Source organism: Rhodococcus sp. P3_B8, from assembly GCF_056402775.1.
In genome coordinates, this window is the sequence record NZ_JBFUGT010000017.1 from 43788 (window position 1) to 67845 (window position 24058).

Consider the following 24058-nt stretch of genomic DNA (forward strand, 5'->3'; position numbering starts at 1 on the left):
GCGTTAACCCGTACCGTCACCCATCACCGCGCCCTCCCGTCGTGGGTCCGCGCCGCCGACCCACCCCGAGTCCTGGCGCTGCAGCGCACTGAGCCCACTGGACTGCGGCGCGACCGACACCTGGTGACCCATCGCCCGCAACTGCACGATCAACGGGTCGTCGGCGCCGTCGTTGGCCGCATTGATGTTCGGATGCTCCCCACCGACGCCGGTGACCGGGGTGTTGGCGGCCCCGAAGTCGACCGCCGACACCGCCTGCTGCGGGTTCAGACCCCAATCCAGCATTCCCACCAGCGTTTTCACGACGAACTGGATGATCACCGAACCGCCCGGCGACCCCGTCACGTACTGGACGTCCCCCAGCGAACCGTCGCTGCCGCGGTCGAAGACGAGCGTCGGCGCCATCGAACTGCGGGGTCGTTTACCCGGTTCGACGCGGTTGGCGAGCGGCGTCCCGTCCGGTCCGACGGGCTGGGCCGAGAAGTCGGTGAGCTGATTGTTGAGCACGAAGCCGTCCGTCATGTGGAACGAGCCGAATGCCGATTCCACCGTCGTCGTCATCGACGCGACGTTGCCGTACCGGTCGGCGATCGAGATGTGGCTGGTGCCGTGTTCCTTGTCCTGCGGCTGCACACCGAGCGGGACCGGACCGAAGTCTCCGGGTTGCGCGGTGCCCATGCTCTTGCCGGGGTCGATGAGGCCGGCCCGCTGCTTCAGGTAGTCCTCGTTCAGCAGTGTGTCGAGGGAATTGCCCGGCAGCGGAACGAAATCGGAGTCCGCGACGTACTTGTCCCGGTCGGCGTACGCCAGTCGCTCCGCCTCGGAGATGAGATGCACGGCCTCCGCCGTCGGCTTTCCGCCGTTGTCGTCGAGGTTCGTGGGCCCGTACTCCGACAGGTCGAAGTTCTCCAGGATGCCGAGCGACGCCGCGACCGCGGTGCCGCCGGACGACGGGTTGGGCATGCCGCAGATCTCGTGGTCCCGATACGGCGTGCACAGCGCCGTCCGTTTCTTCGACTGGTAGTTCGCGAGGTCGTCGAGAGTCATCTGTCCGGGGGTGCGCCCGCCCGACGCCGTCGCCGTCGCATCGACGATGCCCTGGGCGATGGCCCCGGTGTAGAAGGCGTCGGCACCGCCCGCCGCGATCGCACCGAGCGTCTTGGCCATGGCCGGGTTCGTCAGCTTCGTGCCCGCCGGTTTGGGGCTGCCGTCCGGGTTGAGGAAGTATGCCTTCGACGGCTCGTCGAGCGCCAGATCGGGTGCGGACTCGGCGATCTGCCCGGCCATCCGGGGGCTGATCTCGAGTCCCTGGTCCGCGAGCGAGATGGCCGGGTCGAACAGTTCCCGCCACTCGTCCCGGCCGTGTTCGCGGTGCGCCAGCTCGAGCATCCGCACCACCCCGGGAACACCGATGGACCGCCCGCTCGCCCGGGCATCGGGTTTGGGTTCGGTGCGGTCGGTGTCGCTGATCCAGCGGAGGTAATTCTCCGTCGCCGCCATCGGCGCGACCTCACGCCCGTCGTACGCCTCGACGCTCTTCTGCCCGGCGTCGTAATAGAGCAGGAACGCCCCGCCCCCGATTCCGGAGGACTGCGGTTCGACGAGCCCGAGAACGGTCTGGGCCACGATCAGCGCGTCGGCGGCCGTGCCCCCGTCCCGCAACACCTCGCAGGCGGCCTGCGTCGACACGGGATTGGCGGTGGAGACCGCGTACGACGCGGTGTTCACCGGCACCATCCCGGAGCGGTACACCGTGGCGATCTCGGGGTTGGTCGCGAGGTTCTGGGTGGTCGGCGCCGGGCCCGGGGGCGGCGGCGCCTTGGCGATCGGGGTGCCGTTGGGAACGTCCGCACACGTGGCCGCCGGATCGCTCTGCGGTTCCTCGTCCGACGCGCACGCGGCCAGCATGCCGACGCAGAGAGCCGCGGCCAACGAGGCCCGAATTGCCGTTCCGATTCCCGTCACAGGACCCATCACCGAACCCTAACAGCGGGGATCCGGTGCCGACCGGCTAAAGACGAGGTCCGAAGTGCCGGGTGAGAATTCGGTAGCCGAGCTCATGGAGGTGGTGGTGCTCGGGCCACCGGTCGCGGGTCCACGCCGGGTCGGTGTGGGCGGCGGTGATCGCGGCGGTGGTGGACGCATGCAGATCGAACTCGAGATCCCGGCAGAGTTCCGCGACGGCATCCGGTTCCCGCGCATCGCCGAGCCGCCCGATCGTCCCGGCCACCTGGTCGTCCGCGTCGCGCAGGATCCGCCGGTACGAGCCCGGAAGCACGGTCCACAGCACAAGGAGCGCCACCGCCACGCCGAGAACGGTCTCGAGAAGCCGGTCCCGGGTGACCGCGACGAGGTCCACGTGCGTTCCGAGACCGCCGAGAACCAACGCGAGCGGGGTGATGAACACCATCGCCAGGCCGTAGTTGCGGACGAGGAAGGCTTCCGTCCCCGCCATCAGGAGCGCGACGACGAGGACCAGAGCGGCCGCCGACAGGTCGAGGGTCGCGAGCGCGGCGAGCAGAGCGAGTCCGAGCACCGTTCCGAAGAACCGGTGCAGCCCGCGGTACGTCCCCAGCACCCGGTCGGGACCCTGGTGCAGGATCATCGCCGCGGTGATCACGGCCCAGTCGGGACGGGCGACACCGAGACCCAGCGCCAGGAGACCGGCCGCGGGGCACGCGACCAGCAGTCGTGCGACGATCGTCCAGGACCGGCCCCGGAGATGGGCCGCCCGCGCGAGCCGGTAGCGGATCGACGGCCGGGGCAGCGGTACCTGCGGCCGCAGGTCGTCTTCGTCGGAGGCGTGGTCCGCGTCGAGGCCATGCACCGTGGCCGCGCACCGCAGGTGAGCCGCACGCAACGTGCGGGTCAGTGGATGATCACGGCCGACGAGGGCGGCGTCGTGGAGGCACTGCCAGGCGGCGTGCAGCGCCCGCACCGCGTCCCGGCGGGCATTCGGTGCGGGCGTGCCGGAGAGTGCGGCGTCGACCGCGGCGACCGCGGTCGCGACCGCGGCCCGCTCGGGGGTGCGTGGACGCGCGAGCAGCCCCGACATCGACACGAGCAACGCCGACACCGCACCGGCCGCCGCCCAGGACGTCACCTCCGCCACGGAGACACCGAGGGCGGGCAGCGCGGACGAGATCTCCACCGTGAGCAGCGGAAGAAAGGCACCGGGCGCTCCGAGCCGCAGCCCGTCGACGACGAAGGCGCAGACGGCCACCACGACGGTCATCGCGAGGACGAGCGCCATCCCCCACAGCGCGGAACCGCCCGCCGCGGTCGCGTCGTGAACGAACGCGCCGACCGCGGCGCCGACACCGGCCAGCAGCACCATCACGGCGGCGGCGATCGAGACCACCCGCCACCGCACCCGGTACGCCCTGCCCTCGCCGTAGACGACGGCGAAAGCTCCCAAAGTCGCCGTCGCGGCGACCGCAGAGTGTCCGAGCGCGACCCCCGCCAGCGCGGGCAGACACACCGCCACCCCGGCGCGGACCACGCCCGGCCAGCGCCGACCCTGCTTGGGCACCCCCAGAAGCAACGACCGTGCCGGGGCCGGCGCAGGGATCGGCACACCGTGATCCCGAGACCCGGTTCCCTGATCCTGCGCTCCTACCGACACGACCACACAGACTACGAGCGGTCGAGTCACTCGAAACAGTCGATGAGGTGCATCTCACGTGGTTGCGCGGTGCCGATCAGGCGTGGGGGCGGTGGAGGCGGCGCCCGTACTCCGCGGCGAGCAGGCCGAGAGCGACGGCACCGGCGAGCAACCCGAAGTCGCGCAGTGCGACGTCGTAGTACCCGGACAGCGTGACCAGGTTGACGATGATTCCGGCCAGCCAGGCCGCGACGACCCAAGCGCCGATCCGCGGCGCCACGGCGACGAGGATTCCTGCGATCACTTCGATCACGCCGACGGCGTACATGCCCTGCTGCGCGGTCCCCGGCAGGATGCCGTCGATCCATGGCGCGAGGTAGGCCGGCCAGTCGGTGAGCCAGTTCGTGAACTTGTCCAGCCCGAACAGGATGGGCGCCACGGTGAAGACCGTGCGCAGCACGAGAAAGGCCTGATAGCCGGGGTCGGCCAGGGTGTGCGAACCGTGGCTGACCTCGTGGGGTGTGTTGGTAGCCATGACGACTCCTTCTAAAAACTATGTATCTTGACTATAGAATTCGCGGCGCAATTAAGTCAACGATTCTCGGTTTTACAATGGGTCCATGGACGACACTCCACGCTCGGACGTCTCGGCCGTCTCCTCGCTCGACGAGCCGGTGCGCAGGCGGGTGTACGACCACGTGCGCACGCAGACGACCCCGGTCAGCCGCGACGACGTCGCCGAGGCGCTGGGACTCGCCCGCTCGACGTCCGCGTTCCATCTCGAGAAGCTGGCCGACGAGGGGCTGCTGGCCGTCGAGTTCGCGCGGCGCGGGGGGCGGGCGGGTCCGGGCGCGGGGCGGCCCGCCAAGCTCTACCGACGATCCGACCGTGAGTTCTCGGTACACCTGCCCGAGCGGGCGTACGCGCTCGCCGGCGAGTTGCTCGCCCGGGCGATCGAGGACGCGGATTCCACCGGCGCATCACCGCGGGCGGCCCTCTCCGCGCGTGCCCACGACTTCGGGCGCGGCCTCGGCGCCGACACGGGCTGCACGGACGACGATCTGCTCGCGGCGCTCGCGACGTGCGGTTACGAACCGCGCCGCAGCGACGGCACCCTCGTCCTGGTCAACTGCCCGTTCCACACGCTCGCCCGGCAGCACACCGACATGGTGTGCGGAATGAACCTCGCACTGCTCTCCGGACTGCTCGACGGCGCGGGATGCGAGGATCGGCGCGCCATACTGGCACCCGCCGAGGGGTACTGCTGCGTCCGGATCGAAAGTGAGCAGCCCCCCGCACGTGAGTGACAAAGCGTGCCCCGGGACGCTTCGGCACTCACCTGGGGTTGGCGCCGACGACGACGGTGGCGTCCATCTCCTCCGATGTCTCGATCCGGGTGATCAACCCGGCGTCCGCGAACGCCTCCGCGGTGAGCGGGGCCTGACCCGCACTGGTCTCGATCAATAGATGACCGCCCGGCGCGAGCCAGTCGCGCGCCCCGAGGGTCACCCGCCGCTGGATGTCGAGTCCGTCCGCGCCGCCGTCGAGCGAGACCCGCGGCTCGTGGAACCGGGCCTCCGGCGGCATCAACCGGATCGCGTCGGTGGGCACGTACGGGGCGTTGGCCACCAGGACGTCGATGCCTCCCCGCAGCGTGGTGGGCAACGGCTCGTACAGGTCGCCCTCGAACACCCGGCCGGGGTCCGGGACGTTGCGTCGCGCGCAGCGGACGGCGGCGGCGTCGATGTCCACCGCGTACAACTCGATGCCGTCGCCCGTCTCGGCGAGCGCCGCACCCACCGCGCCCGAACCGCAGCACAGGTCGACCACGACAGCGTGCGCGCCCGCGAGGGCGGCGGCCTGCTCGACGAGGAACGCGGTGCGACGACGCGGCACGAACACCCGCGGATCGACCGCGATCCGGAGCCCGCAGAACTCGGCCCAGCCGAGGACGTGTTCGAGAGGGACGCCTGCGACGCGGCGGTCCAGCATCGACGCGAGTTCGTCGGACGTCCGGGCCGCGGAGACGATCAAACGGGCCTCGTCCTCGGCGAACACACAGCCGGCGGCGCGAAGCCTCGTGACGAGAACGAATTCGAGGGACGGTGAGAGAGACACTGACATGGGAGAGCCTTCCGGAATGCCGATGGGCGCTCTCCCGGTCACCTTATGTCGGTACGACCGCGCGGTCGCGGAGTGAGAGCACCCGACCTGAACGAACGGACACAGGTCTCACCTCCTCGATACGGATCCTGCTCGGAGTCGCCACACTACCTTCATCCGCGGTCGCCGGGCATCCGAATAACCGGAAGTGGTGTGGACCGGAGCAGCGGCGGGTATCCCATGTGACCTGCCCGAATTGACCAGGTAGATCGATCGATGGTGATGCTCGGACCGCTGCCTCCGCATGGTGGTGGCGGATACAATCGAGGTTTCCGCGCTATGTATGGCGGATCTCGGATAGGACCCCGATATGGCCGATCAGGCGAAGCTCCTCGACTATCTGAAGCGAGTGACCGCGGAGCTCTACCAAGCGCGGGAAAAGCTGCGCGAGGTCGAGGGTGTGAGCCGCGAACCGATCGCCGTCATCGGGATGGGCTGCCGGTTCCCCGGCGGGGTGCGATCGCCGCAGGACCTGTGGCAGTTGGTGGAGTCCGGCACCGACACCGTCGCCGGGTTCCCTGAGGACCGGGGCTGGGGCCTGGCGGACCTCTACGATCCGACGGCCGAGCAGGCCGGCAAGACATACACGGTGCAGGGCAGCTTCCTCGACGATCCGGCGGGGTTCGACCCCGAGGTCTTCGGCATCTCGCCGCGCGAGGCGCTGGCGATGGACCCGCAGCAGCGGCTTCTGCTGGAGACGAGCTGGGAGACGTTCGAGCATGCCGGCATCGATCCGCGGTCGATGCACGGCCACCAGGTCGGCGTCTTCACGGGGCTGTCCGGCATCGACTACGCGGCACGGGCGGGCGGCATGCCGCCCGAAGACCTCGAGGGGTACTTCATCACCGGCAACGCCATGAGCGTCGCGTCCGGCCGCGTGGCCTACAGCTTCGGCCTGAACGGGCCCGCGATCACGGTGGACACCGCGTGTTCGTCGTCGCTGGTGTCCATTCACCTCGCCATGCAGGCGCTGCGCAGCGGCGAGTGCGAGTTGGCGCTGGCGGGTGGGGCGACCGTGATGGCGACCCCCGCGGTGTTCGTGGAGTTCAGCCGCCAGCGTGGGCTGGCCCGGGACGGCCGGTGCAAGGCATTCTCTGCCGCCGCGGACGGCACGGCGTGGGGCGAGGGCGCGGGGATGGTCGCGTTGGAACGCCTGTCCGACGCAGAGCGCAAGGGTCGCCGGATACTGGCCGTCATCCGCGGCAGCGCCGTGAACCAGGACGGCGCCAGCAACGGCCTGACCGCCCCCAACCGGCAGGCTCAGGAGCGGGTGATCGCGCAGGCGCTGGCCAATGCGGGACTCGGCCCGGGCGACGTCGACGTGGTCGAGGCGCACGGCACCGGCACGAAGCTGGGCGATCCGATCGAGGCGTCCGCCCTGCTGGCCGGTTACGGACGCGACCGCCCCGCCGACCGGCCGCTGTGGCTCGGCTCGGTGAAGTCGAACCTCGGGCACACCCAGGCGGCCGCCGGCGTCGCCGGGGTGATCAAGATGATCATGGCGATGCGGCACGGCGTCCTGCCGCAGACTCTGCACGTCGACCGGCCGACCCCGCACGTCGACTGGTCCGCCGGTTCGGTGTCGTTGCTCACCGAGAACCGGGAGTGGCCGGCGTCCGATCGGCCCCGGCGGGCGGCGGTCTCGTCGTTCGGCATCAGCGGCACCAACGCGCATGTCGTCCTGGAGGAATCCCCACCGGTCGAGCCCACGGCGTCTGAATCAGTCTCTCCCCCGGACGAAGTCGTGGCCTGGTTCGTCTCGGGCCACACCGAGCTCGCGCTGCGCGCCCAGGCCGAGCGGTTGCGCGACTACGTCACCGAGCACCCGGGCCTGACGCCCGCCGCCGTGGCAGGCGCACTGCTGGGTTCGCGTGCCACGTTCGACCACCGCGCCGCCGTGATCGGCGCGCGGCCGCAGGGCCTGCTGAACGGCCTCGACGCGCTCAGCCGAGGCGCGCCCAGCGCCGACGTCGTCACCGGCGTGGCGTTGGAAGCCGGCGACCGGCCGGTGTTCGTCTTCCCCGGCCAGGGTTCGCAGTGGGTGGGCATGGCCACCGAACTCCTGGACACGTCGCCGGTGTTCGCCGACGCCGTGCGGGAGTGCGCCGACGCGCTGGCCCCGTACACCAACTTCTCGTTGCTGGACGTGCTGCGCGACCGTGATCCCGTGGCTCTGGACCGGGTCGACGTGGTGCAACCGGCGCTGTTCGCGATGATGGTCGGTCTCGCGGCATTGTGGCGTTCCCACGGTGTCGAACCGGCGGCCGTCGTCGGACATTCGCAGGGCGAGATCGCGGCCGCGTATGTCGCGGGCGCGCTGAGTCTTTCGGATGCGGCGCTCGTCGTGGCCGCGCGCAGCAGGGTGATCGGCGCGTCGGCCCGGCGTGGCGGCGGGATGGCCTCGGTGGCACTGCCGGCGGACATCGTGCGGGAGAAGATTCAGCCCTGGGCCGGCGCCGTCGAGGTCGCGGCGATGAACGGGCCGTCCGCGACGGTGATCTCCGGACCCGTCGACGCCCTCGACCTCCTGGTCGGCCAGTTGCAGGGCGACGGCGTCCAGGCCAGGCGGATCGCCGTGGAATACGCGTCGCATTGCGCGGACGTCTCCGTCCTGCGGGAACCCATTCTCGATGTCCTCGCGTCCATCACTCCCCGCCGGTCGCGAATTCCGTTCTACTCGTCGGTGACCGGTGGTGTGCTGGACGGCACCGCACTGGACGCGGACTACTGGTACCGGAACCTGCGACGGACGGTCCGCTTCGAGCAGGCGACGAGATCGCTGGCCGCGGACGGGTATCGACTGTTCGTCGAGTCGTGCAGCCACCCCGTCCTCACCGTGCCCTTGCAGGAAACCCTCGACGCGGCGGGCGTCGCCGGCCGCGCCATCGGGACCATCCGGCGCGACCGCGCGGGCCTGCGCCAGTTCACCGCCGCACTCGCCGAGGCACAGGTGTACGGACTGCACGTCGAGTGGGATCAGGTGAGCTGGGCGCGGCACGACGATCGGCAGCAGTGGGTGGACCTACCCACGTACGCTTTCCAGCACCGCCGCTACTGGCTGGAAAGTCCGGTTCCGCAGGGAGATTTCGCGTCGACCGGTATGGAAACCGGGGGGCATCCGATGCTCGCCGCGTCGGTCGAGCTCGGTGACGGCCGGGGCGCGGTATTCACGGGTCTGCTGTCGCCACAACGCCTTCCGTGGCTGAGCGACCACGGTGTCAGCGGCACCGTCATTCTGCCGGGCACGGCTTTCGTGGAGCTCGCCCTGCACGCGGGGAACCGCGTGGGGTGCGGCAGGCTCGAAGAACTCGCCATCGAAGCACCCCTGGTGATTCCCGCCGAGGGTGAGGCGGCATTGCAGGTGAGCGTGCTCGCCGACGGTGAATCGGGCCGATCCACGGTGTCGGTGCACTCCCGGCCTGCCGATGCCGCGCAGGACACCCCGTGGACCCGGCACGCCACCGGAACGCTCACGGCCGCCGTCGACACCGCCGATTCCCCCGAACAGCAATGGCCGCCCGCCGATGCCACGCCGATCGACGTCCGGGGTCTGTACGACGTGCTCGACGAGGCCGGCTACGAATACGGCCCGGCCTTCCGCGGCCTCCGCGCGGCGTGGCGGCGAGGCGACGACCTGTTCGGCGAGGTGCGGCTGAGCGGAGAGGACCCTGCTGCTGCGGTCGCGGGATACGGAATCCACCCGGCGGTGCTCGACGCGGCGCTGCACGTGATTGCGCTCGGGGCCGCGGACACCGGTGTCCGGCTGCCGTTCGCCTGGGACAAGGTGCAGCTGCACGCCGTGGGCGCCACCGCCCTGCGCGTGCACGTCACCACGACCGGACCCGAGCGCTACCGGGTCTCCGCGTACGACGCGGCAGGCGGACCGGTGCTGACCGCCGAATCGCTGGCACTGCGGCCGCTCGGGGAGTCGGGTGTGCCCGCCGCCGGGGTCCGAGACAGCCTCTACCGCGTGGAATGGATGCCGGTGGGTGCGTCCAGCACGGCTCCGGCAGACCTGATGCCGCTCGAGGAGGCGCTTGCCGGCGGCGATCCGGAAGGTCGCGTGCTGTGGCTCGACCGCGAACCGGGCGACGAACCGGACACGCCGACTCGAGCACACACCGCCGCGGAGGCGACGTTGCGGGCGGTCCAGTCCTGGCTCCGCGAGGATCGCCTGGCCGAGACCCGGTTGCTGGTCACGACGAGGCTCGCGGTGGCGGTCCGCGACGACGATCCGGTCGACGACGTGTCAGCCGCCCCCGCGTGGGGACTGATCGGCGCGGTGCAGAACGAGCACCCGGACCGCATCACGCTGGTGGACCTGGACGTACACGCCGGTGACCCTTCGCTGATCGCCATGGCCCTGGCCTGCAACGAGCCTCAGCTGGCCATCCGGGACGGTGTACTGCTGGCGCCCATGCTCGCCGCGGTGACGCCCGCCGCGTCGGCACCCGAACCGGGACCCGCACGCTTCGGCCCGGACGGCACGGTCCTGATCACCGGCGGCACGGGAACTATCGGCAGACTGATCGCCCGCCACCTCGTCGCGCGGCACGGGGTGCGCCGTCTGGTGCTGACCGGCCGGCACGCACTCGATACCGAGAGTGCGGCCGAACTGCGTGCCGAGTTCGCCGAGTCGGAGGCGGAGGTCAGCGCTGTCGCCTGCGACGTGGCCGACCGCGCCGCGGTGGCCGCTCTCCTTGCCGGCATTCCCGACCTGTCCGGCGTGATCCACGCCGCCGGGGTGCTCGAGGACGCCACCGCCGCCACCCTGACCGAGGACCAGTTGCACGCCGTCCTTCGTCCCAAGGTGGACGGTGCCTGGCATCTGCACGAACTCACCCGGGACCGCGACGTGTCGGCGTTCGTGCTGTTCTCCTCCGCGGCGGGTGTGCTCGGCGGCGCAGGCCAGGCGAACTATGCGGCGGCGAATGTCTTCCTCGACGCACTCGCGCAGCACCGCCGTGCCCGCGGGCTGCCCGCGACGTCGATGGCTTGGGGACTGTGGGACCGGCCCAGCGGCATGACGTCCCATCTGAATGCGGCCGACCTCGACCGGTTGCAGCGCAGCGGCATCGACACCATCAGCCCGGAATCGGGTCTGGCCCTGTTCGACGCTGCCCTCGCCGTGAACCGTCCGTTGATCGTGCCGATACGGCTCTCGACGAGGGCCTCTCGATCCGAGGGCGAGTCGCTGCCGCCGATCCTGCGCCGGGTGCTCGGCGTCCGTCGTCGCCGTGCCGCGGCGGCCGATTCCCCGACCGGCCTGGCCGAGGAGTTGCGGGCGCTGGACCCCGGGGAGCGGCACAACCGGGTGCTCGACATCGTCACCACCCACGTGGCGGCTGTGCTGGGTCACGAAGGCAAGGAGGCGATCGACCCGGAACGTGCCTTCAAACAACTCGGTTTCGACTCGCTGACTGCCGTGCAACTGCGCAATCAACTGGCGACCGCCACCGGTGTGCGACTGGCCGCGACGGTGGTGTTCGACCACCCCACCGCGGACGCGCTGACCCAGGAACTGGTGGCGCGCCTGCTCGGGGACGATGCGGCTCCGCAGCCGGCCGGGCCGACACGTGCCCGCAGGGACGACGACCCGATCGTGATCGTGGGAATGGCCTGCCGTTACCCGGGCAAGGTGTACTGCCCGGAGGACCTGTGGCGGCTCGTCCACGACGGCCGCAACGCCGTGGGCGCGTACCCCCACAACCGGGGCTGGAATCTCGACGAGGTGTACGACCCCGACCCGAACCGGGCCGGCACCACGTACATGAAGGAGGGCGGGTTCCTCTACGACGCAGACGAATTCGACGCCGCGTTCTTCGGGATCAGCCCGCGCGAGGCGATCGCGATGGACCCGCAGCACCGACTGCTCCTCGAGAGCGCCTGGGAAGCCTTGGAACAGGCCGGAATCCGGCCGACCGCGCCCGGCCTCACCGACACCGGCGTGTACGTCGGGCTGATGGGCGGCGACTACGGCTTCCATCTGATGACTCAGCGCAACGTCGACGCCGAGGGCTATCTGATGACCGGGACGAGCAACAGCGTCGCGTCCGGCCGGATCTCCTACTCCCTCGGCTTCACCGGTCCCGCGGTCACCGTGGACACGGCCTGCTCGTCGTCGCTGGTGGCCATGCATCTGGCGGCGCGGGCACTCCGCGACGGGGAATGCGCGCTGGCGCTGGCCGGCGGGGCGACGGTGATGGCCACACCCGGTGTGCTGATCGAGTTCAGCCGCCAGCGCGGGCTCGCCTCGGACGGACGCTGCAAGCCGTTCTCCGACCGCGCCGACGGCACCGGGCTCAGCGAGGGCGCGGGAATGGTGGTGCTGGAGCGGCTCAGCGACGCCCGGCGCAACGGCCACCGGGTGCTGGCGATCATCCGCGGATCGGCGGTCAACCAGGACGGGGCCTCCAACGGATTGACCGCCCCGAACGGGCCGTCCCAGGAACGGGTCATCCGCCAGGCGCTGGCCGACGCCTCGCTCGGCCCCACAGACATCGACGCCGTGGAGGCGCACGGCACCGGCACCACGCTCGGCGACCCGATCGAGGCGCAGGCGCTGCTCGCCGCGTACGGGCAGGGCCGGGAGGGCCGGCCGCTGTGGCTCGGTTCCGTCAAGTCGAACATCGGCCACTCCCAGGCGGCGGCGGGCGTCGCAGGCGTGATCAAGATGGTGATGGCGATGCGGCACGGGATCCTGCCCCCGAGCCTGCACGGCGACGTCCCCACCCGGCACGTCGACTGGACCGCGGGCGAGGTCTCGCTGCTCGCCGAATCGGTTGCCTGGCCGGAGACCGGACGGCCCCGGCGGGCGGCCGTCTCGTCGTTCGGTATCAGCGGCACCAACTCGCACATGATCCTCGAACAGCCGCCCGAGGACACGGCGCCGGAGGTCTCTCCGTCGACGTCGCCGCTGGTCTGGGTGATCTCCGGAAAGACCGGGGACGCGCTGCGGGCGCAGGCCACCCGGCTGGCGGAGTTCCTCGACACGGACGAGTCCGAACTCCCGGATCCGGCCGACCTCGCCTACTCACTGGCCACCACCCGATCCGGTTTCACCCACCGCGCCGCGGTGATCGGCGAAACATTCGCCGACCTCCGCGACGGCCTCGCCCGCATCGTCACGGGGCGCCCCRGCGGCAACGTCGTCACCGGCACGAGCGCCCGCGGCAAGACAGCCTTCATGTTCACCGGCCAGGGTGCGCAACGCATCGGGATGGGCCGCGGCCTCTACGAGGCCTACCCGGTGTTCGCGCGGGCACTGGACGAGGTCTGCTCCGCACTCGACGAACACGTGGAAACCCCGGTACGGCAAGTCATCTGGGACGATTCCGACGGTGGCGGTGCGAAGCTCGACAGCACCGAGTACACCCAGCCGGCACTGTTCGCCGTCGAGGTCGCGCTCTATCGGTTGCTGCGGGACTGGGGAATCACCCCCGATTACCTGATCGGCCATTCGATCGGCGAGATCACCGCGGCACACGTCGCGGGGGTGTTCAGCCTGCCCGATGCCGCCGCTCTGGTGGGTGACCGTGGACGGTTGATGCAGTCGACCAAACCGGGGCTGATGATCGCCGTACGGGCACGCGAGGAAGACATCCTGCCGCGGATCGACGGCCGCGTCGATCTCGCGGCCGTCAACGGCGCCGAATCCGTCGTCCTCGCCGGCAGCGAACGCGACGTGCACGCCGTCACGTCCGAACTGTCCGCCGCCGGACTGAAGACCACGAGTCTGCGGGTCGAGCGGGCCTTCCATTCGACCCTGATGGACCCCATCCTCGACCAGTTCGCCGCCGTGGTGGCGAGGCTGACGGCGCAGCCGCCGAAGATTCCGGTCGTCTCCAACGTCACCGGCCGCGTCGCCACCGCCGACGAACTCATGTCCCCGGAGTACTGGACCCGGCACATCCGGCACGCGGTGCGTTTCCACGACGGCGTCGGCGCCCTCGACGAACTCGGCGTCACCCGCCTCGTCGAAGTCGGCCCGGGCGCGGCGCTGGCGGCACTGGCCGCCGAGGTCGTCCCGAACACGATCGCCACGCTGCCCGGGCGCGGGGACGAAACACACGGGATCATCGAAGCGGTCGCTGCCGCCTACGTGCAGGGCGCAACGATCGACTGGGATCGGGTACTGCCCGGTCGCCGCCGAGTAGCCTTGCCCACCTATGCATTCCAGCGCCGTTCCTACTGGCCGACGGCGTCCACCCGACATACCGGCGACCCGACCGAGCTGGGTCTGACCCCGGCCGATCATCCGCTGCTCGGTGCCGCGGTGACCCTCGACGACGACGCGACCCTGTTCACCGGACAGCTGTCCCTGCACCGGGATCCATGGCTCGTGCCACCGACGATCGACGACGGCGACCGGCCGGCGACCGGCGCAGCGAAAACACTGCTGCCGGCGGTGCCGATCGAACTCGCCCTGCACGCGGCCCACCACGTCGGTCTCGACCACATCGACGAACTCACGCTGGACCACCCGCTCGTCCTCCCGCCGTCGGGACTGGCCTCGATTCGCGTACTGGTGTCGCCGCCCGGCACCGACGGCGCTCGCACCGTCACGATCTCGTCGAAGTCGGGTGACACCGACGGCCCGGACAGCTGGGTTCGGAACGCTTCGGCGACGATCGACGACGTCGTCGGCCCCGCCGCCGTTGTGCCGCAGCAGGACCCGGGCGACACCGAGACCGAGGTGCGCCTCGACGACGGCACCGACACGACTGGATTCGGCATCCATCCGGAGCTGCTGCAGGCGGCGATCGAACCCCTCCTCGGGTGGGACGGCTGGCCGCTGACCTGGTCGGGGATCCGTCTGCACACCGTCGGCGCGGAGGCGATGACCGCCCGATTCACCCCCGGCGAGGACGGGCGGTATCGCGTTGCCGCCGTCGACCCCGCCGGTGAGCCGGTGCTGACCGTCGATGCCCTGCAGGTGGCGCAGAGGGCGGTCGACGGAGATGGCGCAGGCCGGTCGCCGTCCCTTCGACTGCACCGGGCGGCCTGGATCCCGGTGGAGGTGGCCTCGTCCGAACGGCCCCTCGGACCGGCGGTCGTGCTCGACGCCGAGGGGTTCGGCGACCCGGGTGTCGGTTCGACGTTCCCGGGCTACCCCGACCTCGAGACATTGCGGACCGCGATGCAGTCCCGGCCGGACGACGACGATCTGCGTCCGTGGACGGTGCTGGTCGGGTGTGCGACCGAGGGCGACCACGGTCCGGACGCGGCGCACGACCTGTGCGCTCGGGTACTGCGGCTGCTTCAGGAGTGGCTCGACGACGAGGCCGTCGCCGACAGTCCGCTCGTGATCGTGACCCGCAACGCCATGGTCACCGACGACGGGCAGGACCACGACGCCCGTCCTGACCTCGCGGCCGCAGCCGTGTGGGGTCTCGTCGGCTCCGCACAGAACGAGAACCCGGACCGGTTCGTGCTGATCGACCTCGACGACGAATCCGACGCCGAGGCCGCGATCACGTCGGCGCTGGCGAGCGGAGAACCGCAATTGGCGGCCCGGAACGGCACCTTGCGCGCACCGCGGTTGCGGCGCATGCCCGCCGTCGACGAACCGACACCGTTCGATCCGGGCGGCACCGTCCTCGTCACCGGCGGCACCGGCACGGTGGGATCTCTCGTAGCCCGGCACCTGGTGACCGAGCACGGGGCACGGCACGTGCTGCTGACCAGCCGGCGCGGACCCGACGCCGAGGGCAGCGACCAACTGTCCAGCGAATTGAGCGGTCTGGGTGCCGAGGTGAACATCGTTGCCTGCGACACCTCGGACGAGTCGGCGGTCGCCGCGTTGCTGGCCGGGATACCGCCCGAACACCCACTCACGGCGGTGATTCACGCGGCCGGCGTGATCGACGACGGCACACTGGCGTCGCTCACCCCCGAGCGGCTCGATGCGGTCCTGCGACCGAAGGTCGACGCGGCCTGGAACCTGCACCGGCTGACCGCGAACAGCGACGTGCGGGCGTTCGTCCTGTTCTCGTCGCTCGCCGGCGTCCTCGGAGCTCCCGGGCAGGCGAACTACGCGGCCGCGAACATGTTCCTCGACGCACTCGCCCATCACCGCCACGCCCTCGGGCTGCCCGGGCTCTCGATCGCGTGGGGCATGTGGGCGACACCGAGCGCCATGACCGACAACCTCGGCGCGATCGACCTCGCCCGCGCCCGCCTCAGCGGAATGATTCCCATGCCCGCGGCCGACGGCCTGGCCCTCTTCGACAGCGCCTTGGCTGCCGGTGCGCCCACGGTCGCGGCCGCACGGTTCGACCACTCGGGTTCGGCCGCACCGTACGTTCCCGCCCCGCTGCGTGGCCTGATCCGGGAATCGCGCCCGCACGCCGCGGGGTCGGACGCGGTCGTGACCGCGAGCGGGGCCGGGCCGTCGGATTGGGCGCAGCGCCTCGCCGACCGGTCGATCCCCGAGCAGCGGCACCTGATGCTCGATCTGGTGCGGGGCGGGGCAGCGACGGTGCTCGGTTACGACGCGTCGGATTCGGTGGACCCCGACCAGGCGTTCAAGGAACTCGGCTTCGATTCGCTGGCGGCCGTGGCACTCCGCAATCATCTCGGTGCCGCCACGGGTCTGCGGTTGCCGCCGACCATGGTGTTCGACCACCCGAGTCCTCGCGCGGTCGCCGAGTTCCTGCGCTCGGAACTCGTCCCGGACCCGATGTCCGTCGCCCTGGCCGACGTCGACCGGCTGCGCGCGACCATCGCCGAACTCGGCGAGGACAGCGAGGCGCGGTCCGCCATCGCACAGCGCCTGGGAAGCCTGTTGGCCGAGGTCGGCACGTCCGACGATGCGCATGCGGCCGCCGTCGACAAGATTCACGCCGCGACGAGTGAGGAGATCCTCGACCTCATCGATCGCGGTCTCTGACCCGAAACAGTGCGGGTGATCGCCGCAGGGAACACCGGCCCCGCAGGCGATACGATCGTCGCCGTCACAGGCCTCGAAAGGAATCACACGCCCCATGCGCCGCACCCTTGCTCTGACCGCCCTCACCGTCTGCTCCGCGGCAATCCTCACCGCCTGCGGTGGCGACAGCGACACCGCCGCATCCGAGACCACTTCCGCCTCGGCGTCCGTTGCGGCGAGGACGACCGCCGCCACCGCCCCCGGCAGCCGCGTGTTCTCGGTCGCCGACGACCCGCAGACGGCCGCCGACTACCTGGCCTACCTGCGTGCGAACAACCAGACCGTCACCGACGACGACCTGGCGGTCCATCAGGCCGGCGAGATCTGCACCGCCCTCGACGCGGGCAAGCCCCTCGATCGGGTGCGTGAGGAGTGGACGCCGATGCTCACCAACGACGGCGTCTACCCGTACATCATCGGCGCGATCACGCGGTACTGCCCCGATCACGAGAACGTCCTCAACTAGTAGGCAGTAGGCGCTTCGCGCCCGTGCGCCTTTCTGGTTGTTGCAGCTACCAAAAAGGCGCACGGGCGGCGGAGCCGCCCCTGTGGGAATACCTGGACGCAGCGGGTGTTACACACCATGAAGTAGTTGAACAATCAATTACCTGAGTACGAGGAGACACCCCATGCCTGCCGTGACGGTCGACAACATCCTTGCCCTGCCGCGTATCGACGCACCCGCTCCCGGCGCCGTCGACCGCCCGGTCCGTTCGCTCACCACCGCACCCGTCGGATACGAGGGCGAAGGCTTCCCGGTGCGCCGCGCGTTCGCGGGGATCGACCTGCCCGCCCTCGACCCGTTCATCCACATGGACCAGATGGGTGAGGTCGACTACGCACCCGGTGAACCCAAGGGCACACCGTGGCATCCACACCGCGGCTTCGAGACCGTCACCTACATGATCGACGGCATCATGGAGCACCAGGATTCCAACGGCGGCGGCGGGACCATCGGCGGCGGCGACACCCAGTGGATGACCGCGGGTGGCGGCATCCTGCACATCGAGACCCCGCCCGAGCACCTGGTGATGAGCGGTGGCCTGTTCCACGGCGTCCAGTTGTGGGTGAACCTGCCGCGCGACAACAAGATGGCCGCGCCCCGCTACCAGGACATCACCGGCCAGAAGGTGGCCCTGCTGTCCTCGTCGGACGGCGGCGCGCTCGTTCGCGTGATCGCCGGTGACGTGGACGGACACCAGGGTCCCGGGTCCACGTACACGCCGATCAGCCTCGTGCATGCGACGATCGCACCGGGCGCGAGCCTGACGCTGCCGTGGAACCCCGAGTTCAACGCGCTCGCCTACGTCCTCGCGGGTGAGGGGCTCGTCGGTTCGGAGCGACGTCCGATCCGAATGGGGCAGACGGCTGTTTACGGACGCGGTGACACGCTGACGATCGCCGCGGCCGACACGCAGGATTCGCGGACGAAGTCGTTCGAGGTGTTCCTCCTCGGCGGCAAGCCGATCCGCGAGCCGGTCGCGATGGCCGGACCGTTCGTCATGAACACCAAGGCCGAGGTGCTGCAGGCGTTCGAGGACTTCCAGGCCGGCCGCCTGGGTTCCGTTCCCGCGGCGCACGAAACGCTCGACTGACCCCGCGTGAGTGGCAAAGCGTGCCCGGGCACACAATGCCACTCACGTGCGGAAGATAATGCGCGACAGACGGTCCGGCGCCCCTGATCAGGGGCGCCGGATCTTCGCGTCGATGCGGTGGATACGCAGGTCGTCCTGCGGGATYCGGAACGTCTCGACCACCCGGACCGTCACGAGGGTGCGGCCGAACAGTCCGGCGTCGAGGAGGTAGTCGACGGTGACGTCGTCGCCGTCGACCGTCCACACACAGTCGCGGATCGCCCGGATCACCCGGTACTGGGGGCCGCCGGACAGGCTTCGGCGCAGGTGATTTCCGGAGAACGCCGTCTTCAGCCCCACCTCGTAGCGCACGGCGCGCGGCTCGATGGGCACCGAGTTGCCGTCGTGGCTGAGCAACGCGTCCAGGTAGGCCCGGGCGACATCGACCTGTGTGTTCATGTCAGTAGTCGAACATTTCGGCCGCGGCGAGCACCAGCGTTTCCGCGTCGTCGCAGCTAGGCGCGGACGCCGCCACGGACGCCGTCAGCCGATTGGTGCGTTTGTCCCGTTCGCTCACCGGACTCGACGGCAGGTTCGTGTCGAACACCGCGCCCGGGTAGAAGTAGTAGTGGCATTCGCGTGCGTCCCGGAAGTACGTGAACGTCTTGCCGTCGAGTTCGACCGCTTCGGGGCCGCCGGTCTGCGACGGTTCGGGCGACAGGGCCAGTTGCACGGACGCCGCGTCGCCGCCGCGGAGAGTGAGGAGACACTCGTAGGGACGGCTGCCCGGGGTGAACGTCTCGACGCCCCGTCCGGACATCTTCTCGACCACCCTGCACGGATCCTGCTGCGCGAGAGGGATATCCGAACGCACCGGCACCGGGGTGCGCAGCCTGCCGGTGATCGATCCGAGCACCGTGCGGGCCTCCGCGCAGTCGTCGCCGCCGGCGGAGTCACCCGTTCCGCCCGCCCCGTCGAGATACGACACGTGCCCCCAGCGCCCCGGGGCGGTGGCGTCGTCCGGCACTCCCGGAACCGGGGGCAGCGCGAAGTAGAGGGTGCACGTGCCCGGGAGTGCGCCGACCGCGGGACGCACCTCGATTCCCGACGTCGCCTCGCCCGCACCGGTTTCTTCCGTGGGTTCGCGTTCGCCCACCGCCACCTCGACCCAGACGGGGTTGGCGGGCGTGCCGCGGGGAGGCACCACCTCGGCGTGGCACGTCGACAGATCGCCGACGGGACCGAACGCGGTGACCTGCCCGAGCGAGGCGACCAGATTTTCGTCGAGCAGGGAGCACGGGGCGATGTCGCGGGCCGCGGCGGCGACGGCCAACTCGACGCGGCTGTGATCGCTGACGGGCAGTCCGTAGATCGGCTCGCCGACCCCCGCCACGCTCGGCGCCCCCTCGACCACCCCGGCACAGGAGGTGAGCAGTACCGCAAAAAGTGCGGCCACCAGCGGTGATGTCACCGTCGCGCTGCGGCCCACCGCTGTCTCCTCACTCGGACTTCGAACCCCGGCACGCGAACGATGGTGCCCGGAGTACAGTGCTGAGTATGCAGCGCGCACTCCTCCTTGGTTGCCGCGACGGGGTCTGATCCAGACTGGCTTCCCGTCGCGGGGTTTCTCGTGCGCCGGTCGACACAGCCGTTGGACTCAGAAAGTCCACATCGAACCTGGAGATCAATCCCATGTCCCCCGCTGACGCCTTTACATCCGGAACGCGCACCATCACGCCGCCTTCCAAGCCTGCTCCCTCCGATCAGCCTGAGTGGAACACGCAGAAGAATTCGTCGATGCCGACGTTCCGTTACCGCTCCTTCTCCGAGGAAGTGGAGCCGGTGTCGCTGCCGGACCGCTCGTGGCCCGACAAGATCATCGACCGCGCGCCGCAGTGGTGTGCGGTCGACCTCCGTGACGGCAACCAGGCGCTGATCGACCCGATGAGCCCCGCCCGCAAGCGCCGCATGTTCGAACTGCTGGTGCGGATGGGCTACAAGGAGATCGAGGTCGGCTTCCCGTCGGCCAGCCAGACGGACTTCGACTTCGTCCGCGAGATCATCGAAGACGGCGCGATTCCGGACGACGTCACCATCCAGGTACTCACGCAGTCCCGGCCGGAACTGATCAAGCGCACGTTCGAGGCCTGTGAGGGCGCGAACAAGGTGATCGTCCACTTCTACAACTCGACGTCCATCCTGCAGCGCCGGGTGGTGTTCAAGGCCGAGCGCGACGTGATCAAGAAGATCGCGACCGACGCTGCGACCCTGGCCCTCGAAGAGGCGAAGAAATACCCCGACACGCAGTGGCGCTGGGAGTACTCCCCCGAGTCGTACACCGGCACGGAACTCGAGTACGCCAAGGAGGTGTGCGACGCCGTCACCGAGGTGCTGCAGCCGACGCCGGAGAACCCGGTGATCCTGAACCTGCCCGCCACCGTCGAGATGGCGACGCCCAACGTGTACGCCGACTCCATCGAGTGGATGCACCGCAACCTGGCCCGCCGCGACTCGGTCATCCTGTCGCTGCACCCCCACAACGACCGCGGCACCGGCGTGGCCGCCGCCGAGCTGGGCTACCAGGCCGGCGCCGACCGCATCGAGGGCTGTCTGTTCGGCAACGGTGAACGCACCGGCAACGTCTGCCTGGTCACGCTCGGACTCAACATGTTCACCCGGGGCGTCGACCCGCAGATCGACTTCTCGAACATCGACGAGATCCGCCGCACCGTCGAGTACTGCAACCAGCTGCCCGTCCACGAACGCCACCCGTACGGCGGCGACCTCGTGTACACCGCGTTCTCCGGCAGCCACCAGGACGCGATCAACAAGGGTCTGGACGCCATGAAGTTCGACGCCGACTCGCAGGACGCGGACGTCGACGACATCCTGTGGGCGGTGCCCTACCTGCCGATCGACCCCAAGGACGTGGGCCGCACGTACGAGGCCGTGATCCGCGTCAACTCGCAGTCCGGCAAGGGCGGCGTCGCGTACATCATGAAGGCCGATCACGGGCTGGTGCTGCCGCGTCGCCTGCAGATCGAGTTCTCGCAGGCCGTCCAGCGGATCACCGACGGCGAGGGTGGCGAGGTGTCGCCCAAGGAGATGTGGGACGTCTTCCACGAGGAGTACCTGGCTCCGATCACGCCGCTCGAGCGGATGAAGCAGAAGGTCACGGCGTCCGAGGAGGACGGCGGCACCGACTCCATCACCGCGACCGTGAAGGTCGACGGCAAGGAGCACGAGATCTCGGGTTCGGGCAACGGCCCGCTCGCCGCGTTCGTCGACGCGCTCGCCACGATCGACTTCGACGTGCGGGTTCTCGACTACTCCGAGCACGCCATGTCGGCCGGTGACGACGCCCAGGCGGCCGCGTATGTCGAGTGCGCGGTGACCGCTCCCGACGGACGGAACACCGTGGTCTGGGGTGTGGGCATCGCGACGTCGATCACTACCGCGTCGCTGCGGGCCGTGGTGTCGGCGGTCAACCGCGCGCACTGACCGCTTCCCGACCCTCGCTGCCGCAGGCGCGCACCACGCGCACCTGCGGTAGCGTCGTTTCCGGCCCCGGAAAGCGGCTCCCTCCGGGCGTCGGGTGACTACCCTGGTAACGGAGTCCACACCGGACCCGAACCGCCTCGGACCCTTCGGGGGGCGTCGTGAATCTGGCATTTCAACAGCATCTTCCGGTCCGCCCGTATCCGGCCCGGCGCCGCCCCAAGGGCAGCTTCTTCTACAAGATGATCACGACGACGGATCCCAAGGACCTGGGGATTCTGTACCTGATCACGTCGTTCGCGTTCTTCATGGCCGGCGGTCTGATGGCCCTGCTGATCCGCGGCGAACTCGCCGTCCCGGGTCTGCAGTTCCTGTCGAACGAGCAGTACAACCAGCTGTTCACGATGCACGGCACGATCATGCTGCTGCTGTACGCGACGCCGATCGTGTTCGGGTTCGCCAACTACATCCTGCCGCTGCAGATCGGCGCCCCCGACGTCGCGTTCCCCCGTCTCAACGCGTTCAGTTACTGGGCGTTCCTGTTCGGCGGCACGATCGCGATCGCGGGTTTCATCACCCCCGGCGGTGCCGCGGATTTCGGCTGGACGGCATACTCGCCGCTGACGAGCGCGCTGCATGCGCCGGGTGTCGGCGCCGATCTGTGGATCATGGGGCTGGCGCTGTCCGGTCTCGGCACCATCCTCGGCGGGGTCAACATGATCACCACCGTCATCTGCCTGCGAGCCCCGGGCATGATCATGTTCCGGATGCCGATCTTCACGTGGAACATATTCATCACCAGCATCCTGATCCTGGTGGCGTTCCCGATCCTCACCGCGGCGCTGATGGGGCTGTTCGTCGACCGCCACCTGGGCGGCAATCTGTACGACCCGGCCACCGGCGGCGTGCTGCTGTGGCAGCACCTGTTCTGGTTCTTCGGCCATCCGGAGGTGTACATCGTCGCGCTGCCGTTCTTCGGCATCGTGTCGGAGATCTTCCCGGTCTTCAGCCGCAAACCGCTCTTCGGGTACAGCGGGCTCGTCTACGCGACGATCGCCATCGCGGCCCTGTCGATCGCCGTGTGGGCGCACCACATGTACGCGACGGGCGCGGTGCTGTTGCCGTTCTTCTCGTTCATGACGTTCCTCATCGCGGTGCCCACCGGGGTGAAGATCTTCAACTGGATCGGCACCATGTGGAAAGGGCAGCTGACGTTCGAGACCCCCATGCTGTTCTCGCTCGGCTTCCTCATCACGTTCATCTTCGGCGGCCTCACCGGCGTCATCCTCGCGAGCCCGCCGCTGGACTTCCACGTCACCGACAGCTACTTCGTGATCGCCCACTTCCACTACGTGCTGTTCGGGACGATCGTTTTCGCCACATACGCGGGCATCTACTTCTGGTTCCCGAAGATGACAGGCCGCATGCTCGACGAGCGTCTCGGCAAATGGCATTTCTGGACCACGTTCACCGGTTTCCACGGCACGTTCCTCGTCCAGCACTGGCTCGGCGCCGAGGGGATGCCGCGCCGCTACGCCGACTACCTGCCCTCGGACGGCTTCACCGTCCTCAACTCGGTCTCCACGGTGTTCGCGTTCGTCTTGGGCGCGTCGACCGTGCCGTTCGTCTGGAACGTCTTCAAGAGCTACCGCTACGGCGAGGTGGTCACGGTGGACGACCCGTGGGGTTTCGGCAACTCGCTCGAATGGGCGACGACCTGCCCGCCGCCGCGGCACAACTTCACCGAGCTGCCGCGCATCCGCTCCGAGCGGCCGGCGTTCGAACTGCACTATCCGCACATGGTCGACCGAATGCACCGCGAGGCACACGTGGGTGTGCGGGGCGCAGTGGCGCACGCGACCGAACCGGCGTCCGCCGACCCGAAGGTAAACCGTCAGTAACATCCGCGTGAAAGTTCCCTTCCCCGAGAGCTTCTCGAGGAACCGGACGAAAACGACTCTGTGACAAAGCGTTGCAGATACCTCGACGGAGGACGCCCAGTTCGACGGAATTCCGGCGTTATTACTCTCTCGTAGGGTCGACACGCAAGTCCTTGAACGCTTGACAAGCCGATCGGGGCCTCGCAGAAGTTACGCGCGGGTACATATTTTCGACGTTATGCTCGCATTCCCCGAGCAGCGGACCCGCAATGGCGCAGGTCCGACGATCGCGTTCGGGGCGCCCCTGGAGTTAGTCAAGTGGGTTGTGCAGGGGTGCACGTGTCCGCGAAGGCGGCACCCAGTCCTCGGCGGACATGGCCTTGGCCATCGAAACACTCTGCGGATCAAT

12 protein-coding genes are annotated in these 24058 nt (G+C 69.6%); 6 read left to right on the top strand and 6 right to left on the bottom strand.

What is annotated here, in order from left to right; translation table 11 throughout:
- Positions 1-3: 3 nt before the first annotated feature.
- The 3 genes from ggt to AC1D1G_RS09790 form a co-directional block, all read right to left on the bottom strand.
- The gene (ggt, locus tag AC1D1G_RS09780; RefSeq protein ID WP_477951867.1) at positions 4-1974 is read right to left on the bottom strand and encodes a gamma-glutamyltransferase; all 1971 of its coding nucleotides are present in this window, start codon (positions 1972-1974) and stop codon (positions 4-6) included.
- A gap of 37 nt (positions 1975-2011) precedes the next feature.
- On the bottom strand, positions 2012-3577 hold the full coding sequence (locus tag AC1D1G_RS09785) for an FUSC family protein (RefSeq protein ID WP_477951868.1): 1566 nt from the start codon (positions 3575-3577) through the stop codon (positions 2012-2014).
- A gap of 124 nt (positions 3578-3701) precedes the next feature.
- Positions 3702-4139 carry a hypothetical protein gene (locus AC1D1G_RS09790; protein ID WP_477951870.1) on the bottom strand — a complete coding sequence of 146 codons (438 nt, stop codon included), beginning with the start codon at positions 4137-4139 and terminating at the stop codon, positions 3702-3704.
- Positions 4140-4224: 85 nt separating this feature from the next.
- Between AC1D1G_RS09790 and AC1D1G_RS09795 the strand changes: the two genes are divergently transcribed.
- Positions 4225-4911 (top strand): helix-turn-helix transcriptional regulator, encoded by a 687-nt coding sequence (locus tag AC1D1G_RS09795; protein ID WP_280782983.1) that lies wholly within the window; start codon positions 4225-4227, stop codon positions 4909-4911.
- Positions 4912-4939: 28 nt separating this feature from the next.
- Here the strand turns inward: AC1D1G_RS09795 and AC1D1G_RS09800 are convergent, their stop codons facing one another.
- Positions 4940-5728: a putative protein N(5)-glutamine methyltransferase gene (locus tag AC1D1G_RS09800; protein ID WP_280782984.1), complete on the bottom strand. Its 789-nt coding sequence runs from the start codon at positions 5726-5728 to the stop codon at positions 4940-4942.
- Between the two features lie 349 nt (positions 5729-6077).
- Here AC1D1G_RS09800 and AC1D1G_RS09805 point away from each other — a divergent pair, with 349 nt between their 5' ends.
- The 3 genes from AC1D1G_RS09805 to AC1D1G_RS09815 all read left to right on the top strand — a co-directional run bounded on the left by AC1D1G_RS09805 (position 6078) and on the right by AC1D1G_RS09815 (position 18292).
- A complete protein-coding gene (locus tag AC1D1G_RS09805; RefSeq protein ID WP_477951872.1) occupies positions 6078-16658 on the top strand; it encodes an SDR family NAD(P)-dependent oxidoreductase in 10581 nt (3526 codons plus the stop codon).
- A 94-nt stretch (positions 16659-16752) separates the two neighbouring features.
- On the top strand, positions 16753-17163 hold the full coding sequence (locus tag AC1D1G_RS09810) for a DUF732 domain-containing protein (protein WP_283332751.1): 411 nt from the start codon (positions 16753-16755) through the stop codon (positions 17161-17163).
- Positions 17164-17326: 163 nt separating this feature from the next.
- Positions 17327-18292: a pirin family protein gene (locus tag AC1D1G_RS09815; protein ID WP_283353904.1), complete on the top strand. Its 966-nt coding sequence runs from the start codon at positions 17327-17329 to the stop codon at positions 18290-18292.
- Between the two features lie 87 nt (positions 18293-18379).
- Here the strand turns inward: AC1D1G_RS09815 and AC1D1G_RS09820 are convergent, their stop codons facing one another.
- Together AC1D1G_RS09820 and AC1D1G_RS09825 are read right to left on the bottom strand one after the other, a co-directional pair.
- Positions 18380-18730, bottom strand: a complete 351-nt coding sequence (locus tag AC1D1G_RS09820) for a DUF8021 domain-containing protein (RefSeq protein WP_009477281.1) — start codon at positions 18728-18730, stop codon at positions 18380-18382.
- Position 18731: 1 nt separating this feature from the next.
- Positions 18732-19760, bottom strand: a complete 1029-nt coding sequence (locus AC1D1G_RS09825; protein WP_283353903.1) for a hypothetical protein — start codon at positions 19758-19760, stop codon at positions 18732-18734.
- Positions 19761-19963: 203 nt separating this feature from the next.
- Here AC1D1G_RS09825 and leuA point away from each other — a divergent pair, with 203 nt between their 5' ends.
- Both leuA and ctaD read left to right on the top strand, forming a co-directional pair.
- Positions 19964-21772: a 2-isopropylmalate synthase gene (gene leuA / locus AC1D1G_RS09830; RefSeq protein ID WP_005569596.1), complete on the top strand. Its 1809-nt coding sequence runs from the start codon at positions 19964-19966 to the stop codon at positions 21770-21772.
- Positions 21773-21930: 158 nt separating this feature from the next.
- A complete protein-coding gene (gene ctaD, locus AC1D1G_RS09835) occupies positions 21931-23670 on the top strand; it encodes an aa3-type cytochrome oxidase subunit I (RefSeq protein WP_283332747.1) in 1740 nt (579 codons plus the stop codon).
- The last annotated feature ends 388 nt before the right edge of the window (positions 23671-24058 follow it).